This is a genomic window from Bradyrhizobium sp. CCBAU 45394, assembly GCF_028128655.1.
In the GTDB taxonomy this organism is placed as follows: domain Bacteria; phylum Pseudomonadota; class Alphaproteobacteria; order Rhizobiales; family Xanthobacteraceae; genus Bradyrhizobium; species Bradyrhizobium diazoefficiens.
Window position 1 is genome coordinate 1 of the sequence record NZ_LBIX01000136.1, and the last position, 16,620, is coordinate 16,620.

General features: G+C 61.4%; 15 protein-coding genes. 6 read left to right on the plus strand and 9 right to left on the minus strand.

Features of this window, described 5'->3' with window-relative positions:
- Window positions 1-278: 278 nt before the first annotated feature.
- The 5 genes from WN73_RS13610 to WN73_RS13630 all read right to left on the minus strand — a co-directional run bounded on the left by WN73_RS13610 (window position 279) and on the right by WN73_RS13630 (window position 5,906).
- Window positions 279-1,256, minus strand: a complete 978-nt coding sequence (locus WN73_RS13610) for a peptide ABC transporter ATP-binding protein (protein WP_060908327.1) — start codon at window positions 1,254-1,256, stop codon at window positions 279-281.
- A complete protein-coding gene (locus tag WN73_RS13615) occupies window positions 1,253-2,281 on the minus strand; it encodes an ABC transporter ATP-binding protein (protein WP_060908328.1) in 1,029 nt (342 codons plus the stop codon). The genes WN73_RS13610 and WN73_RS13615 overlap by 4 nt, the downstream gene beginning before the upstream one ends.
- Before the next feature lie 18 nt (window positions 2,282-2,299).
- A complete protein-coding gene (locus WN73_RS13620; RefSeq protein ID WP_060908329.1) occupies window positions 2,300-3,211 on the minus strand; it encodes an ABC transporter permease subunit in 912 nt (303 codons plus the stop codon).
- Entirely contained in the window at window positions 3,208-4,218 is a 1,011-nt protein-coding gene (locus WN73_RS13625; RefSeq protein ID WP_097532595.1) for an ABC transporter permease subunit, read from the minus strand. Before WN73_RS13625 ends, WN73_RS13620 begins: the two co-directional genes overlap by 4 nt.
- A gap of 86 nt (window positions 4,219-4,304) precedes the next feature.
- The gene (locus tag WN73_RS13630; protein WP_060908331.1) at window positions 4,305-5,906 is read right to left on the minus strand and encodes an ABC transporter substrate-binding protein; all 1,602 of its coding nucleotides are present in this window, start codon (window positions 5,904-5,906) and stop codon (window positions 4,305-4,307) included.
- 351 nt (window positions 5,907-6,257) lie between these two features.
- Here WN73_RS13630 and WN73_RS13635 point away from each other — a divergent pair, with 351 nt between their 5' ends.
- The 4 genes from WN73_RS13635 (at window position 6,258) to WN73_RS13650 (ending at window position 9,190) form a co-directional block, all read left to right on the plus strand.
- Window positions 6,258-6,503, plus strand: coding sequence for a hypothetical protein (locus WN73_RS13635; RefSeq protein WP_143279781.1), 246 nt, complete (start codon window positions 6,258-6,260; stop codon window positions 6,501-6,503).
- 128 nt (window positions 6,504-6,631) lie between these two features.
- Entirely contained in the window at window positions 6,632-7,084 is a 453-nt protein-coding gene (locus tag WN73_RS13640) for a hypothetical protein (RefSeq protein WP_060908333.1), read from the plus strand.
- Entirely contained in the window at window positions 7,072-7,848 is a 777-nt protein-coding gene (locus WN73_RS13645) for a lytic transglycosylase domain-containing protein (RefSeq protein ID WP_049823476.1), read from the plus strand. The genes WN73_RS13640 and WN73_RS13645 overlap by 13 nt, the downstream gene beginning before the upstream one ends.
- Before the next feature lie 340 nt (window positions 7,849-8,188).
- The gene (locus WN73_RS13650) at window positions 8,189-9,190 is read left to right on the plus strand and encodes an ABC transporter substrate-binding protein (RefSeq protein WP_271553239.1); all 1,002 of its coding nucleotides are present in this window, start codon (window positions 8,189-8,191) and stop codon (window positions 9,188-9,190) included.
- A gap of 99 nt (window positions 9,191-9,289) precedes the next feature.
- On the opposite strand, the gene WN73_RS13655 is transcribed toward WN73_RS13650, so the two are convergent.
- From WN73_RS13655 to WN73_RS13670, 4 genes are all read right to left on the minus strand, one after another.
- Window positions 9,290-9,931, minus strand: coding sequence for a hypothetical protein (locus WN73_RS13655; protein WP_129557354.1), 642 nt, complete (start codon window positions 9,929-9,931; stop codon window positions 9,290-9,292).
- Between the two features lie 78 nt (window positions 9,932-10,009).
- Window positions 10,010-10,240 (minus strand): methyltransferase family protein, encoded by a 231-nt coding sequence (locus WN73_RS13660; protein ID WP_375762208.1) that lies wholly within the window; start codon window positions 10,238-10,240, stop codon window positions 10,010-10,012.
- Window positions 10,241-10,637: 397 nt separating this feature from the next.
- Window positions 10,638-10,862: a DUF6894 family protein gene (locus WN73_RS13665; RefSeq protein ID WP_271553241.1), complete on the minus strand. Its 225-nt coding sequence runs from the start codon at window positions 10,860-10,862 to the stop codon at window positions 10,638-10,640.
- 461 nt (window positions 10,863-11,323) lie between these two features.
- Window positions 11,324-14,662: an adenylate/guanylate cyclase domain-containing protein gene (locus tag WN73_RS13670; RefSeq protein ID WP_271553242.1), complete on the minus strand. Its 3,339-nt coding sequence runs from the start codon at window positions 14,660-14,662 to the stop codon at window positions 11,324-11,326.
- A gap of 396 nt (window positions 14,663-15,058) precedes the next feature.
- Here WN73_RS13670 and WN73_RS13675 point away from each other — a divergent pair, with 396 nt between their 5' ends.
- Window positions 15,059-15,298 carry a hypothetical protein gene (locus tag WN73_RS13675; protein ID WP_162603685.1) on the plus strand — a complete coding sequence of 80 codons (240 nt, stop codon included), beginning with the start codon at window positions 15,059-15,061 and terminating at the stop codon, window positions 15,296-15,298.
- 1,020 nt (window positions 15,299-16,318) lie between these two features.
- A partial coding sequence (locus tag WN73_RS13680; RefSeq protein ID WP_271553243.1) for a cyclic nucleotide-binding domain-containing protein occupies window positions 16,319-16,620 on the plus strand: 302 nt, incomplete at its 3' end.

Below are 16,620 nucleotides of genomic sequence, written 5' to 3' on the forward strand. Positions count from 1 at the left end.
ATGCAAGACCACTCACCACCTGATCGACGAATCTCTTGCTACGCACGGCCGGACCATACATGTGGGTCAAACTCGGAAGTCAGGCCGTCCGGCTCCTACGTCTGCTTTATCCTCGCGAACGGACATCGCCAGACGCATTCTTTGGGCATCCTGCTCGCCTCGTCATAGCGGCGCAGCGCAACCGTCTTCGTTCTCTCGCACGAAGCAGCGTAGCTTGTCCGGCGTAGCCGCTTGCGAAGCCGGACGCTCAGTTCATCGCTTGGCACGGCCAATCGGCTCTAAGCCGCCTGTACTTCCAGGAAACGCTCGGCGTAGTGGCAGGCGACGAGCCGGCTGTCGAGCGGGCGCAAGAGCGGACGCTGCGTGCGGCAGAGATCCGTCACATAGGGACAGCGGGTCGAGAACACGCAGCCTTTCGGCGGATCGAGCGGCGAAGGCAACTCGCCCTTCGGAACGATGCGCTGGCGTTTGCGACCGAGGCCCGGCGTCGCGTCAAGCAAGGCCTGAGTATAGGGATGCAACGACCGCGCAAAGATGCGCTCTTTCGGCCCATGCTCCACTGCGATCCCCAGATACATGATCATCACGTCTTCGGCAATGTGACGCACCACGGCGAGATCGTGCGAGATGAAGAGATAAGCCAGCCCCAGTTCGCGCTGCAGATCGACCAGGAGGTTGAGAACCTGCGCCTGCACCGACATGTCGAGCGCGGACACAGGCTCATCGGCAACGAGCAGCTTCGGCCGCAGCATCAAGGCGCGCGCGATTGCGATGCGCTGACGCTGGCCACCCGAGAACATGTGCGGATAGCGGCCATATTGCTCCGGTCGCAGCCCGACCTTCGCCATCATGTCGAGCGCCTGCGCCCGCCGGTCTTGCTTGGAAAGTCTGGTGTTGATGATCAGCGGCTCTTCGAGTATGTGGCCAACGCGCTTGCGGGGGTTGAGCGACCCATAGGGGTTTTGAAACACGATCTGCACGGTGCGGCGCAATGTCTTCACAGCGCTGGCCGGAGGATTGACCGCATCGACGCCGTCGAGCATCAGCGTGCCGCCGCTCGGCTTCTCGATGAGAGTCACAAGCCTTGCGAGCGTCGACTTGCCGCAGCCGGATTCGCCGACGACCGCCAGCGTCTTGCCGGCTTCAAGCGCGAACGATACTCCGCCCACGGCCTGCAGATGCGCCGGTGGGCGAAACCAGCCCTGCTTGATCTCGTAACTGCGCCTGAGATCGGTGGCGGTGACAAGCGCCGTCATGACACGGACTCGCGCTTGAGGATCGACGCGCCGCCCCCATCGGCCGCGATGCGCTCATCCCGTGTCGGATCGCCGAGCGGATAATGACAACGGATCAGGCCGTCCATCCAGGGGCGCAGATCGGGACGCACCTTGTCGGCCAGCGGCGTTGCATGGATGCAACGCGGACTAAACAGGCACCCCGGCGGTCGATCATTGAGCCCCGGCACCACGCCAGGAATGGTGGCGAGCCGTCCGCCATCACTCGCCTCCGGGCGTGCCGCCAGCAACGCGGCTGTATAGGGATGCTGCGGCGACGCAAACAGGCTCTGCGTCGGGCGCTGTTCCATGATCTGTCCCGCATACATGACAGCGACTCGCTCAGTCGTGTCCGAAACCACACCCATGTTATGCGTGATGAGGATCAGCGCCATGCCACGATCGCGTTGCAGAGACAGCAGAAGATCGAGGATCTGCGCCTGAATGGTGACATCGAGCGCCGTCGTCGGCTCATCCGCGATCAGGAGCTTCGGATTGCAGGCGATCGCCATCGCAATCATGACGCGTTGATTCATGCCGCCCGAGAGCTGGTGCGGGTAGGCCGACAGCCGGCTCTCCGGGGCCGGAATGCCGACTTGCTCCAAGAGCTCGATTACGCGGCGCCGCGCGGCCTTGCGATCCATCCCTTCATGGACGTGCAACGTCTCGGCCAACTGATAGCCGATCGTGAAAGAGGGATTGAGCGATGTCGTCGGCTCCTGGAAGATCATCGCGACGTCCTTGCCGGTGAGCGCGCACCGCTCGCGGTCGGACAAAGTCTGCAGATTCCGCCCCTCGAACAGCAGCTTGTCGGCTCGGACACGCCCCGGATAGGGCACGAGTCCCATCAGGGCCAACATGCCGACGCTCTTGCCGGAGCCGGATTCGCCGACGATTCCCAGCACCTCGCCTTTTTCGAGCGTGATGTTGACGCCATCCACGGCGCGCACCATCCCGTTCTGGAATGGAAACTCAACCGATAGATTTTCAATCTCGAGCAGCGGCATCAGATCGACTTCAGGAAGCTATCGCTTGAGCTTGGGATCGAGCGCGTCGCGCAATCCGTCGCCCAGAAGGTTGAAGGCCAGCACGGTCACGAGGATCGCCAGGCCCGGAAGCGTGACGACCCACCAGGCCCGGAGTACGAATTCGCGCGCGTCCGCCAGCATGGTTCCCCACTCTGGCAGGGGCGGTTGCGCACCGAGACCCAGAAAGCCGAGCGCGGCCGCGTCCAGGATTGCGGTCGAAATGCCGAGCGTCGCCTGCACGATCAGGGGCGCTGCGCAATTCGGCAATACCTCCCTGAACATCAACCGAAGCCGGCCGGCTCCTGCGACTTTGGCCGCGGTGACGTAGTCCTTCGACACTTCGCTGATCACGGCGGCGCGCGCGATCCGCACGTAGTGCGGCAGCAGCACGATCGTGACCGCCAGCATCGCATTCATCAGGCCCGGCCCGAGGATCGCAACGATCACGATGGCGAGCAAAAGGCTTGGCAGCGTCAAGGTGATGTCCATCAGCCGCATGATCGCGATCTCGATCAGGCCGCGGAAAAAACCCGCGACCAAACCGAGAATCGTCCCGGCGACCACCGACAACGTCACCACCGCGATGCCAATCAGAAGCGAAAGCCGTGCTCCGTGAATGAGACGGGATAGAATATCGCGGCCGATCGCGTCGGTACCGAGCGGATAGACGGTCGATCCGCCCTGCTGCCAGAAGGGGGGCTTGAGAAAGATGGTACTGTTAGTGAGGATCGGGGAATGTGGCGCAACGAAATCGGCAAAGAGCGCGAGCAGAACCAGAACCACGATCACGACGAGGCCTGCCACGGCACCGAAATTTGCTTTGAAATCTGACCAGAATTGCAACAGCGGATGCGGCGGCGCGTTTTCTTGCGCCACGACGACGGGAGTTTCCAAGACTTCGGCGGTCATCTTGTGTACCGGATGCGGGGATTTATCAGCCCATAGGCGACGTCAACCAGCAGATTGACGATCATGACGATCGCACCGATCAAGAGCGTGCCGCCCTGCAGCACCGGATAGTCGCGGCGGTTGATGCCCTCGATCAGCCATTTGCCGACGCCCGGCCAGGAGAATATGGTCTCCGTGAGGATCGCGCCGGTAAACAGGACGCCGACCTGCAGCCCAATCACCGTCACCACCGGGATCAGCGCATTGCGCAATGCATGGATCGCTATCACCCGGGAACGCGGCAACCCCTTGGCGCGGGCGGTGCGGATGTAATCTTCGCCCAGGACCTCCAGCATGGCGGACCGCGTCATACGGGCGATTACGGCGAGCGGCACCGTGCCGAGCACAATCATCGGCAGCACAAGGTGAGACAGGGCCGAGCGGAACGCGCCGAAATCACCAGCCAGCAGCGCATCGATCAGCAGGAAGCCGGTCACCGGTTCGATGTAGTATTGCACGGCGATCCGGCCCGATACCGGCGTCCATCCGAGCTGCACGGAAAAAAGCAGGATCAGCAGCAATCCCCACCAGAAGATCGGCATCGAATATCCGGTGAGCGAGATGCCCATCACGCCGTGATCGAAGATGGAGTTGCGCCGGACCGCCGCGATAATCCCGGCTGGTAACCCGAGGCCTAACGCAAACAGGATCGCGCAGACCGATAGTTCGATCGTCGCCGGGAACAACGTCCCAAATTCGGTAATCACCGGCTCATGGGTGACGATCGAGCGGCCGAGGTCACCATGCACCAGCCGCGACAGATAGAGGCCGTATTGCACCAGAACCGGCTGATCGAAGCCGTACTCCTTGCGCAATTGCGCGTGCCGGGCCGGATCGATGCCGCGTTCGCCCGCCATCGTCTCGATGGGGTCGCCGGGGATCAGGCGGATCAGCACGAACACAAGCAGCGTAATCCCGATAAAGGTCGGAACCACGAGGCTCAGTCGGGTAAAGATGAACCGGATCATGCCGTGCCCTGCCACCCTCCCCCGGAAAGGAAAGGGTAAAGAAAAATGGGCGGAGTCATGCCAAGCTACTCCGCCCCTGTCTCCTGCTATTCCTTGACGTCGACGCCGTAGAAGTTGTGGCGCCCGAACGGCGACAGCTTGAAGTCAATCACTCTCTTGGTGACGGGCTTCAACTGCACCGCGTGCGCGATGGTGAACCACGGCACCTGCTCCTTGAAAATCACCTGCGCCTGCTCGTACAGCTTGGTCCGCTCGGCCTGATCACTGACCGTCTTGGCCTTCACGACCAGGTCGTCGAACGGCTTGTAGCAGAATTTGGCGATATTCGAGCCCGATGCCGTTTGCGCCGAGGCGCAGCCCAGCAATGTGTGCAGGAAGTTGTCAGGGTCGCCGTTGTCGCCGGTCCAGCCGAACATGCCCATCTGATGCTCGCCGGTCTGCAACCGCTTGCGGTATTCGCCCCATTCAAACGACTTGATCTCGGCCTTGACGCCGATCTTGGCGAGGTCGGCCTGCATCAACTCGGCAATGCGCTTGGCGTTCGGATTGTAGGGGCGCTGCACCGGCATGGCCCATAGATCGGTTTCGAAACCGTTCGGGTAGCCGGCGTCGGCCAGAAGCTTCTTGGCTTGCTCCGGATCAAAGGGATCGTCCTTGATGCTGTCGTTGTACGACCACATGGTGGGCGGGATCGGGTTCTTGGCCGCGATGCCGGTCGACAGATAGACGGCATCGATGATCGCCTTCCTGTCGATCGCCATGCTGATGGCCTTGCGCACGCGCACGTCGTCGAAGGGCTTCTTCTGTGTCTGGAACGCGAGATAACCGATGTTGAGGCCGGGCTGCTCCAGCATCGTGACGTTCGGATCCTTCTTGATCGCGTCGATGTCGGCCGGGTTCGGATAGGGCATCACGTCGCATTCGCCCTTCTGGAGTTTGGCCCAGCGAACGGATGCATCCGGCGTGATCGCATAGACGAGGTCGTCGATCTTGGCCTTGCCGCCCCAGAATTCAGGGAATGCCTTGTAACGAATCACGGCGTCCTTCTGGTACTGCACCAGATAGAATGGGCCGGTGCCGATCGGATCCTGGTCGATCTTCTCAGGCGTGCCGGCCTTCAGCATGGCATCCGCATACTCCTTCGACTGGATGGCTGCGTAGGGCATCGCGAGATCGGCGAGGAAAGGCGCTTCCGGCTGGTTGAGCGTTATCTTGATGGTGTAGTCGTCGAGCTTCTCGACCGACTTCAACAATTTCGGCATGCCCATGTCGCCGAAATAGGAATGGTTCGGACTCGTTACCTTGAAATACGGATTGTCGTCCTTCCATTGCCGCTCGATTGAGAATAGGACGTCGTCAGCATTGAACTCCCGCGTCGGCTTGAACGACTTCGACGTCGCATGCCACTTCACGCCCTTGCGCAGGTTGAAAGTATAGGTGACGCCGTCAGGCGAGATCGTCCATTTTTCCGCGAGGCCCGGCACCACTTTCGTGCCGCCGCGCTCGAATTCGACAATGCGGTTGTAGATCGGCTCATTGCCGTCGAACGACGTGCCGGTGGTGTTGACGCCGGGATAGAAGTTCTCTGGGCTGCCCTCCGAGCAGTAAATCAAGGTTTTGGCAGACGCGGTCGAGGCCACAGCGAGCGCCGCAGCGCAGACGCCGGCGAGCAGGGTTGATCTGTTCACTGTCGGAACTCCTGGTGAATTCTCTCGGCGCGGTTGACGCAGGCTGCGCCAAAGACGTCAGAAACGAGATTGCGATTGTGTATTGCAGCTGTCAATGCGTCCTGGGGTGACGGGATGACGTTTCGAAGAAAAGTCATCCGACTCTGAAATCGTGCGCAGGTGGGACAGCGGCGATTTTCTGCTTTAGGCCCGAAGGCGGACAAGAACCCGACCCGGTACGATGGGGTCAAGGCGGCGGTCGAGACAAGCGCCCCTCATGTCCGGACCAGCTCAGACAGCCGACATCGTGAGAGTTAGAGCGCCGTTCGGCTCTGGGCCGATGCTGTTGAAGAAGTCAGTTGAGTTGATGAGGTGATGGGGCGCCAGCGGGCGGGTCAGGCCCAGTTCTCCTACTCTTTCCATTTGGAGGAGCGCGTTCCGGCCTCCGACCTCCTACGCAAGATCGATGTGTTCGTCAGTCAGGCATTGGCAGACGTTCATCGCGAGATGGCTGCGTTCTACAGCCATATCGGTCGCCCATCGATCGATCCCGAGTACGGTCTTTTCAAGCCGGCCAGCTCGACCCGCGTTAACCCTGTCTCTGATCTTCTCACGTAACCGCGCCTGCAGGTTCACTTCTGCCGCTAAGCCGCCTTATTGGATGTTTGCAATTGTTCGCCGATTTTCGGGAGCTTATTTCCGGCAGGCTTTGAGCGAGGCTTCTCGTTCGGAAAGCGTGAAATCAGATGAGAGTGGCTCTCATCCTTGTTGGCCTCGGTACACTCGCGGTGATGGAGCTCGAGACACCACCGCGCACCACAAAGCCTGTGAACGAGCCGCCCGCTCAGGCAACCGTCGGGTTACGCGCCTCACACGATACACTGACGACGGCAGACCGGCTCGAAATCCCGCACATGCAATTTGAAGCGCTGCAGCCCTCGAGCGAGCCGATGCCTCCGCCGCATCTAACAGCGATTGTTGCGCAAGAGCCGTCGAAGATCATCGAGCAACACAAGCGCAGCGCAAGCGAAGAAAAATCCGCAGTCATGCTGCCCAGACCTCGGCCTCGGCAGGAAACTTCCAAGGCAACTGCGAATGCCAATCGCGCCAAATCGGTCGCGGAGGTCAAGCCCTGCCGGTCAGCTGCCTTCGAAGGCCTATTCAAAGCATTGAACCTGTCAACGGGATGCCAGACCTAGCCCAACGATTTCCCTTTATCGGCGAGATAGCCGACGGCAATCCGCGGCTCCTCGCGCGTTCGTCAGAGCAAACAAGCCGTGCCGACGAAATCCGGCCGCCTCGCCCCGATGAGCGTGGATCCGTTGTCGCCGCGCGGGACTGGCTGTCGGCGGAATCCATCACGCTCGTTCTTGGAGTGGCGATCGGCGTGGCTTTCGTCGTAAGTTTCGTCCTGTTTCGCGACGCGCATTTGAACGGAAAATCGATCGACAGGACGGCCGCCAAGGCGTTGGTCGAGCGCATTATCATAGCCGAGTCCAATGGTGACCCGAATGCAAGGAACAAGCGGTCGAGCGCGACTGGCGCCGCCCAGTTTCTCGATGACACGTGGCTCGAAGCCGTTCGAAGGCACCGACGCGATCTGATCCAGGGCCGCACCGACAAGCAAGTGTTGGACTTGCGGCGAGATGCCGAGCTTGCGCGAGAGATCGCCGCACGGCTGGTCGAGGAATATGCCGCGATGCTGAACAAGCGCAGTCTGCCGATCACACCCGGTTCTCTCTACCTTGCCCATTTCGCGGGACCGGCGGGCGCCGTGGCGCTATTGGCCGGCGCAGAAAGTGCCGATGCTGCTTCCCTTATGGCCGCTGCTGACGCGACGGGTCGGACCACGCGCGAAAAGCTGGTCAACGCCAATCCGTTCCTCAAGGCGATGACGGTCGGCGATATCAAGAGCTGGGCCGAACGCAAGATGGCAGTAGGCAACTCGGCGGGGCGCTCGTGAAGGCCACGTTTCAAGTACTCCACACGTTCCGACCGTTCAGGGTCACAAGCTGCGGTCGATGCACGTTCAGCTCGGTGTCCGGTTTACCAGCGACAGCGGACATCACGGCGTCTCAGGCGCTCTTCGGCTTAGGGTCAATAGGCGCCGTCCTGACCGCCGCCGGTCACGTCTGGTCTATCGCGACAACCGGACGATTTCAGAGCCGGTCTGGGCTTCGCGTTCGGGCCAATAGGGTGCATCGCGTTCGTGCAAGATATTCCATTCCCACGGTGGTCAACCATGTAAGATGCCGCACCATCAGACCGAGAAATCCAAACGATCATCTTCGGAAGGAATTGCCATGAATCGGCGTAGCATTCTAATGGGTGCCGCGGCGTCAGCTACAGGGCTAGCCCTGACCTTGGGCACGTTGCACGCCCAGCAAGCCGGCAAAGTATATCGGATTGGCGTACTCCTGAACCGTAACAACCCCAGCCCGGAAACCGAATCGCTTCGTACTGGTTTGACGCAACTCGACTATGTCGAAGGAACCAATGTCTTCTATGAGGTGCGTGCTGCTGAAGGACAGCTCGACCGCCTGCCTGGCTTCGCCGCTGAATTGGTCAGCAAGGGCGTAGACGTCATTGTCAGCTATGGCGGTCCGCCAACAAACGCGGCGCGAAAAGCGACCACGACGATCCCGATCGTGTTTACCCTTGTCGCCGATCCGGTCGCCATTGGCGCCGCGACTACGCTTGAGCGGCCTGGCGGAAACCTCACGGGAGTCACCAACAACGATCCCGAACTCCCCGTTCGGCACATGGCACTCCTCAAGGAGATGATTCCGAAACTCGCCCGGGTCGCGATTTTCAGCGACGCAGACATTCCCGGCGCCGACGCCAACGGTTTGGCGCCCATCGACCGCGCCAATGTGGCCGCCGCCAGCGCGGCCGGCCTCAAGCCTCAGGTCCTGAAATTGCGCGGCCCAAAGCCCGATTTTGATGCTGCGTTCAAGGCCATAGCGAACGAGGGCGCCGAGGCGCTGGTGGTGCTGGAAGTCCCAGCCGTTTTCGCTATTCCTAAAACCGTCGCGGAATTGGCCACGTCGCGGCGCATCCCGACGATGTTGTGGGGTGGACAGGCGGACGCGGGCGGCCTGATGTCCTACGGTACAAGTTACACGTCCACATATACGCGCGTACCGGTGTATGTCGACCAGATCCTCAAGGGCGCAAAGCCCGCGGACACCGCGATTGAAGTCTTCTCGAAGCACCAGCTCGTGATCAACCTCAAGACCGCGCGCGAACTGGGAGTGACCGTCCCGGCCGACATGCTGAAACGCGCCGACCGCGTCATCGAGTGAAGATGGGCGTGGATGTTGCCGGTCGTCATGAAGGTTGGATTGCGCAGCGCATGACGAATTAACATTTGTTGCCGCCAGAGACGAGCCGTCCGTTTCGGGTCATTCGCGTCGATTTAGCATGCCCGCAACTACGTCCGGTCTTCCCCAAACAGCCGACGCCAGAGTGAACGTCACGGTTCGATGCTGTGGGCCACTTTCAGACATGGCTCGCTTGCTTCCTCTCTGAGATGGTAACGACCCGGATTGGTGAGCAGCATGCTTTCCCAAGTGAGGTCTGGCTCTCACCAAATGCCCGGAACGAGCCGCCATCGGACCCGCGCGGCGTAATAATGCGTAGGGCCCCGTGGTGACGACGTGCTGGCCGCGGTCGGTCTGGATGCGAATGGCAGAGGAGAAAAACCGGTTCACGCGCATGGCCCATAGTGCCAAGGCATAGCCGGCTGCGAACGTGAACAGGCAAACCCCTTGCAGCCAGTCAGGCACGTTGTCGCTCCAATGGAAACGGCCACGATCGAGCCCCGCAACGATCCAATGCATAAACAGAACGAGCGAGAAGACCCTCAACGCGAGCGGCGGCTTCTTGCCGCCCGGCCGCATGCGTTCGCGCAGGAGGTCCGGATCGAGCGCCGCAAACGAAACGATCATGACGACGGCGAAAATTGCGAGATACGCCCAAAAGCCCGGGATGGCGACCGTGCCGGCTGCCGCGAACAATGCGGCGGCTGCGGCAACCACGAACAAGCCTGCCTTGAGGTAAGCCGAGACTGGCATCCGCTAATTTACCATTTCGGAGGAAGCGAAGTGGTGCCACACGTGACCCTAGCTCCACCGCCGCACACGCCCGGCGTAATCCGCATAGGTCCTCCCGAATCGCGCCTGGAGATGCCTTTCCTCCCTCTCGATGGCGAGCTTTTGCACCGCGAAGGCAGCGAGGACGGCAAGCAGCAAAAACCACGCGATCCCTGAGACCAGTCCAATCCCCAGTACAAGTATCGTGCCGGCGAGGTAGAGCGGATTGCGGGCAGCTGATCTACCTCGGATTTTCCGCAAAACAGACGGCCCCAGCTAGGCTGGGGGGCGGGGCTGGGGCCGCCATTCCGCACCGGATGGTAATCGGCGGTAAGGCATCCGGTGAACTGGACCAACCCCCGGTGGAACCTTTGGTTCCCAGGTGTTCGATTCCCTCCGCGAGCGCTGCCAGCATCGAACATACACGGACATACCTACCCCTTTAGAGGTAGAAGAGCGTCACAAACGCGAACGCCCGCAGACCATGGGCAGAACTTGAAGTGGCCGCATTAGGGCAGCACCCGGGATCCGCGAAACGCCCTCCAGCCCTTGGTCATTTAGTGTTTCGATACCCTCGCAGCAACCGTTGGTTGGCTTCACTCGAAGTCCGGGCGGACAAGCGACGTCCCTGACCGCCCGCCGGTTCACGCTGGCGGGCTTAATCAGCCCATTTATTATCCAACGGAATGGTGCAAACAGCTGCGCCATCATCCTTAATCACAGAGACCGAATAGTGATGGCCGATCAGCTCCGGGCGAGTTTCGCGCAGCGACCGAGCAAGCCTGATAGCTTCTATCTGCGCCTCCGCTTCGCCTGGAAGTTCATGCACTCCGAAATCCGAGACAAGGCGGGTATTGATGAGCTTGAATGAATACAGAGGCATGGAAAATGTCCGACGAACGCCAAAGCCCCTGCTACCGATAGGAAGCAGGGGCTCGCGGATGGATGGTCCGAGGCTGGGATGTTCCAGGTGTCGCACCAAGGACCCGCGTGATCAGAACGCTTTCGCCGCACAGATGGCCCGCGGAAATGTTGTGCAATTCGCGCAAACAATAGGCCCGGCGCCTCTTTGCCGGGTGAGAAGCGCCGGGCCGATCGCCAACAACGCCCTGATCAGCCTTGACCGCCCCGTCGGCGCGAGCTCCCACACGACTTCCGGTGCGCCCCGGCGAGCGGACATGTTCAGTGCCCATCGTAAGGTCTCAAACGGGCCAACAGGCGACATCATCGCAGGATCTGTTTCTCAGGAATGGGCGCTATGACTTCCACGGGGAATCGGCATCACCCCGTCGTTGAGGACGCATCTGCTAATGGCGGGAAACTGCATCTATTCACATTGTGGTGTCACCCCAATTCCTCCAGTAAGGCCTTCGCCTCCTGCAAATCCGGCGTGTCGAACCCCTCGGTGAACCAGCTGTAGACCGGCGTGAGGAGTTCGCGGGCTTCGGCGTAGCGGCCCTGATCGCGGTGGAGCCGGGCCAGGTCTGCGGCGGCGCGCAGTTCGAGCGACCGGGCTTTTTGACTCTGCGCGAGCGCCCGCGACTCTTCGAGCAGTTTTTGCGCGTCGGTCAACACACCGGGTCCACCTTCGATGACCAGTGCGCGTGCCTTCTGGCGCAGGAGCTCCGCTTCAAGAAAACGCTCGCTCGTCTGCTCGGCGGTTGCCAAACCCTTGCCGACGATTTCTCGGGCGGACATCAGCTGACGCCTTGCCAAAAATGCCTGCGACAGCAGGGCGTAAAGCGCCGTGCTGCTGATCTGATAGCCGGTGCCGACGAACTCGGCCAACTCGCCGCTCACTGCTGCCAGCGAATCCGACGACGGGTCGAACTGGTTCGCGCAAATTCTGCGAACGGCGCGTGACCGGTTGCGCCACAACTCGAAGCCGTGCTCTTCCGACAATGCGAGGCAACGCTCGGCGTGCGCGTGCGCAACGGCCGGCGCGCGGCAGAAGGCGTGGAGAACGGATGCGTAATATGCGCCATAAGCCTCGGTGTGCGGATGCCCGATCGCCTCGGCGCGCTGAAGGGCTACGCCCATCCTGGCCCTGGCCATATCCGGGTAGCCAAGCGCCCACAATGTCCAGCTCAGCTGCAAATTGCCCGCTACACCGGCATCCCAAGCGGTCGCCCGAGTCGCCAAGCTTTCGGCTTCGTCGCACATATCGAACTCGGCGAGACTGCGCTCGAGCATCCGCCGTCCTTCGACGAGACGTCCCATAAACAGCAGCGTCGCTCCGACTGTACGCATCGCGTTGACCGCAGCCGGCCGGTTTTCGGCCGCTTCGGCAAGCCCGAGCGCAGCCGTGAATCCGTCCAGCGCCTGGGGCAACTCGGCGCGGACGAAATGCATATATGCTGACCACTGAATGACGTGCGGATACTCAGGCGTATCACCGAGCCGCTCACAAAGCTCGCGGGCGCGAGTGACGGTTGCCGCATAGGCGTTCGAGCGCACACCTTGGGTGGCGATCAGGCAAGGTCCCAGCACGAACTGCAAGTCGAGCTCGAGCCGGTCATTGGTTGCGCCGCTTGGGAAGCGGCGGACAGCCTCGATGCCCCGGCGCATATGGGCGATCGCCTCGATATTGGCATAGCGCGAGGCGGCGATTTTGCCGGCGCGCAGCCAGTAACCCGCCGCCTTTTCGGGCAGCCCCGCCTCGGTCAGATGATGTGCCAAGGTTTCCGGCTCGGTCTCGACGAGGTGCGCGAAGGATTGCTCGATAGCGCGGGCGATGGCTGCGTGAAGCTGCACGCGGCGGCTCTTCAGGAGCCCGGCATAAGCGGCGTCGCGGACAAGAGCATGCTTGAAGCTGAATAATTCGCCAGACAGCCCGCGGGGGATCACGAGCTCGGCGTGCCGCAATGCCTCGAGGGCGGAACGGAGGCCGTCTTCGGGCATGCCCGAAACCGCCGCGAGAAGATCGTAGTCGAAATCACGCCCGATACAAGCCGCGATCTGCGCCACCTCCTTGACCGGCGCCAAGCGATCCAGCCGGGCCATCAACGAATCGTGCAGGGTCGTCGGGATGGCCAGCGACGGCAGCGGCCCCGCCATCGTGTATCGATCACCCATATCGATCAGCATGTCGCCTTCGATGACAGTCTTGGTCAACTCCTCGATGAACAGTGCGACACCATCGGTGCGGGCGAGGATCTGCTCCAGAATCTCGTCCGGCAGCACCTTGCCGCCAGTGATCTGCTCAACCAATGCCACACACTCACGCCGGCTCAGGCGGGTCAGCGACAATGCCGTGACGTGGGCGTGGCTAGGCCAGGGCGGCATAAACTCCGGACGGGCGGTCGCCAGCAGCAGCACCGGCAGACGCTGCACCCGATCGACGATCGCCGTCAACAATTCGAGCGAGGTCGGGTCGATCCAGTGCAAGTCCTCGAACAAGATCAGCACCGGCTGCTCCTGCGCCAGTCCGTCGACTTGGGCGAGCAATGCCGCGAGCGTCTTCTCCTTGCGCTGCTGCGGGCTCGGCTCCGGTGCAGGGTGGCGCGCCGGCAAAGACAGCAAGTCGGTGATCAGGTCGACCGCCTCGGGCTCGGCGGCTGCGCGAGCCAGCAGTAAATCGAGCTTAGCCAGCTTCTGCTCGGCGGTGTTATCGCGGAGGAAGCCGGCGGCGTGCTCGATCTGGCTGATCACCGGGAACAAGGCGCTGTTCCGGTGATGCGGCGAGCAGAAGTAGCGCAGTCGGAGGTGCGGCTCGGCGGCCAGCCCCTCCAGCAGCGCGCGGGTCAATCGCGACTTGCCGATGCCAGCCTCACCGACCAGCAGCACCACTCGGCCTTCGCCCTTCTCGGCTTGACGCCAGCGGCGGCGCAGCAGCTCGACTTCCTCCTCACGCCCAATCAGCGGGGTCAGCGCGATCTCGTGCTGTGCCTCAAATCGGCTTTCGACCGCGCTCTCGGCCACCACCTGCCAAGCGCTGACAGGTTCGCCAAAGCCTTTGAGCGCGACGCCGCCAAGCTCGCGGTAGTCGAAGTAGCCGCCGGTCAGCCGTCGCGTGCTCGGCGCGATCACCACCATGCCGGGCTGCGCCAGCGTCTGCAGGCGGGCGGCGAGATTGGGGGTTTCGCCAACGACACCGCGTTCCTGCGCCTCGCCCGATCCGGTCAGATCGCCGACGACGACAAGACCGGTAGCGATGCCGATGCGGACCTGCAGGCCACATTCGGTGATCAGCTCCAGCCTCGGTACCGCTTCGACCAATGCCAGACCGGCGCGGACCGCCCTCTCGGCATCGTGTTCATGGGCTCGGGGATATCCGAAATAGGCCAGCACCCCGTCGCCCATATATTTGGCAACGAACCCTTCGAACCTTGCAATGATCTCGGCGACGGCACGGTGGTACGCACCGATGACGTCGCGCAGATCCTCGGGATCGAGCCGCGCGGACAGTTGTGTCGAGCCGACGAGATCGCAGAACATCACCGTTAACTGCCGCCGCTCGGCGGATGCGGCAACTGGAGCGATCGGACAGGCCGCCGCAAACAGCGGCGCCTCACGGGTGGTCGAGGCTCTCGCGGTGAGAGGCCTGCCGCACTCGGCGCAGAACTTGGCATTTGGACGGTTTGCACTACCGCAGAAGGGGCAGCGCGCTTCGACCGCGGCGCCGCAAGCTATGCAGAACTTGCCGGTGTCCGGTGTGTCGGAATGGCAATTTGGACACTCCATGAGCGCCCCCTATCCGACGAGCCGTGTCTACTGTTTCAGAGTTATTGTGGCGCGGCAAGCCAGGACAACTGAGGGCTGCCGCATTCCTCGGTTTCTCAGCATGGCTCCTGCTTTATCGGCTAACTCGGATTCGACGTCCATTTTCGCGGAATTCGCGGCCAGGATCTTTGCATTGCGGGATGTCGGTTTAGGGTCATTTCGGGCTTGGGCACGCTCTGTTGCGAAGTCCACTTTACCCCGATGAGCTGACATCGCGAGTGTCAGCTGCAGCAGGATATCGGGTGCCAAGCTTGCGATCGAAGGTTCGTGCCTCTCGCAAGTGGAACCCGAATTGCGCTTGTTCTGTTAGGTATAGGGCGCGCGGCCCCCAACCAGTAAGATTTCCGAGCGAGTCCTATGCCCAAGATCCGCGTTTCAATCCAGGAATTGCAGCGTCGAGCGTTGTTAGAAGTGAGAAAGCAGCCTGGCTGTCATAACGTCCTGGAAATAGCGATCAATCGCGTTACAAAGCACGCTGAAAATAACTGGTCGCTCTGTGTGATCGTAGCGGGCGCGGCAGATGCCAATACCGCCGCGCGCGCCGCGGTTCACGTCCAAACTGTTTTGCGCCGGGACTATGATCTGCTGACGGATTGATCTGCAGTCCAGCAAGGGAAGGCGGACATCAAATGGACCGCTAGTGTCCGCTTTGCTGCGCATCACGGACGCAATGCGGACATCGCGCGAGGTCCAAGAAAGGTGCCACTTTCGGACCAAACGACCACCTCGTCGGCATGCGCGGGGAATGCCGCGCATCGTCTGTCTCGGCGGGGCGTGCTGGCAGAATTCCAAGACGTAAGCTTCCAGTAGCTTGTGCGCATCATCGTGCAGAACGCGACGATCGCGGTCCGGGGCATGGTTCGCGCACACTCTTCCGACATCGCCGCGGCGTTTGCCGCGCCCCGGAAATTGGAACTCCCTATGATGTTACCCATACGCATCTTGCAATTGTGCCGCGTAACGCTGGAATCTAAGTCCTCAATGATCCTGCGAGACAAAAATTCGCCTCGCGATCGCGTGTGTTTGGAGTTCAATTTTTGACATTGAGAGGAGTGGGTCAAGATGCGAAATACTCTACGCGAGCAGATGTTTTCCGCTTCGCCTCTAAACTCAGACGTTGCTCGATGCGCTCGGCACTTCGCATTCGGTGCCACTTTCGGACCAAACGACCGCCTCGTCGGCATGCGCGGGGGAATGCCGCGCATCGTCTGTCTCGGCGGGGCGTGCTGGCGGAATTCCAAGACGCCAGCTTCCAGTAGCTTGTGCGCATCATCGTGCAGAACGCGACGATCGCGGTCCGGGGCATAGTTCGCGCACACTCTTCCGACATCGCCGCGGCGTTTGCCGCGCCCCGGAAATTGGAACTCCCTATGATGTTACCCATACGCATTTTGCAATTGTGCCGCGTAGCGCTGGAATCTAAGTCCTCAATGATCCGGCGAGACAAAAATTCGCCTCGCGATCGCGTGTGTTTGGAGTTCAATTTTTGACATTGAGAGCTTCCGCAGCTGAATTGGATTTCGGGGGGCGAAGCGTAGGCGGATTCAAACAAAGTTCGAGGTTGCCGCCCTATGCCGCTCGAAATGCGATGCGGCGGATGGTTCGCGGCGGGCTACAGTGACGCTTTCCAGCGGAATCGGTAACCGACTTTTGGCAGCACTACCGGCGGCGGATCTCGATCTGCTGGCACCCGACCTAGAGATGGTCGCGCTCGATCGGGACTCGGTCGTCTCGCGGGCGGGTGACCAGACCGAGCACGTCCTCTTCCCCCATAGTGGCGCCATTTCTGTGATGATCGACATGGCGAACGGGCAGACGGTCGCCAGCGCCGCAATAGGGCGCGAGGGAGCAGTAGGCACTCTTTCCGTGCTCGGGCCGTCTCCTGCGGCCGTTACCGCCATCGTTCGTGCCGCGGGCAC

Bases quoted from the DNA above. Each gene is read 5' to 3' on its own strand.
- WN73_RS13625 (WP_097532595.1), bottom strand. From the start codon at position 4,218: ATGATCCGGTTCATCTTTACCCGACTGAGCCTCGTGGTTCCGACCTTT.
- WN73_RS13615 (WP_060908328.1), bottom strand. From the start codon at position 2,281: ATGCCGCTGCTCGAGATTGAAAATCTATCGGTTGAGTTTCCATTCCAG.
- WN73_RS13640 (WP_060908333.1), top strand. From the start codon at position 6,632: ATGAGAGTGGCTCTCATCCTTGTTGGCCTCGGTACACTCGCGGTGATG.
- WN73_RS13645 (WP_049823476.1), top strand. From the start codon at position 7,072: ATGCCAGACCTAGCCCAACGATTTCCCTTTATCGGCGAGATAGCCGAC.
- WN73_RS13665 (WP_271553241.1), bottom strand. From the start codon at position 10,862: ATGCCTCTGTATTCATTCAAGCTCATCAATACCCGCCTTGTCTCGGAT.
- WN73_RS13675 (WP_162603685.1), top strand. From the start codon at position 15,059: ATGCCCAAGATCCGCGTTTCAATCCAGGAATTGCAGCGTCGAGCGTTG.
- WN73_RS13650 (WP_271553239.1), top strand. From the start codon at position 8,189: ATGAATCGGCGTAGCATTCTAATGGGTGCCGCGGCGTCAGCTACAGGG.
- WN73_RS13610 (WP_060908327.1), bottom strand. From the start codon at position 1,256: ATGACGGCGCTTGTCACCGCCACCGATCTCAGGCGCAGTTACGAGATC.
- WN73_RS13620 (WP_060908329.1), bottom strand. From the start codon at position 3,211: ATGACCGCCGAAGTCTTGGAAACTCCCGTCGTCGTGGCGCAAGAAAAC.
- WN73_RS13670 (WP_271553242.1), bottom strand. From the start codon at position 14,662: ATGGAGTGTCCAAATTGCCATTCCGACACACCGGACACCGGCAAGTTC.